This window comes from Xenorhabdus sp. BG5, from assembly GCF_015163665.1.
Classification (GTDB): domain Bacteria; phylum Pseudomonadota; class Gammaproteobacteria; order Enterobacterales; family Enterobacteriaceae; genus Xenorhabdus.
In genome coordinates, this window is record NZ_JADEUG010000109.1 from 1 (window position 1) to 364 (window position 364).

At 50.0% G+C, this 364-nt stretch carries 2 tRNA genes; both read right to left on the reverse strand.

What is annotated here, in order from left to right:
* Positions 1–172 precede the first annotated feature (172 nt).
* Positions 173–248, reverse strand: a tRNA-Ala gene (locus tag IQ209_RS18040).
* Positions 249–268: 20 nt separating this feature from the next.
* A tRNA-Ile gene (locus IQ209_RS18045) sits at positions 269–345 on the reverse strand.
* Positions 346–364: the final 19 nt, after the last annotated feature.

Consider the following 364-nt stretch of genomic DNA (forward strand, 5'->3'; position numbering starts at 1 on the left):
CTCACAACCCGAAGAAGTCTTCCGGTCGGAGTGTTGAGAGTGTCATCAATGTTATCATTCCATAACACTGACGGTTTCAAATTTTCAGCTTGTTCCAGATTGTTAAAGAGCTTACATTCCACAACACACGGCTTTTCATGTGTTCTGAAATGCGCAAGGTTAAGAAGAGTCATGGTGGAGCTAAGCGGGATCGAACCGCTGACCTCCTGCGTGCAAGGCAGGCGCTCTCCCAGCTGAGCTATAGCCCCATTGAACCGGACAGAAAAATTGGTAGGCCTGAGTGGACTTGAACCACCGACCTCACCCTTATCAGGGGTGCGCTCTAACCACCTGAGCTACAAGCCTATTCCGTTCCCGTCTCTTC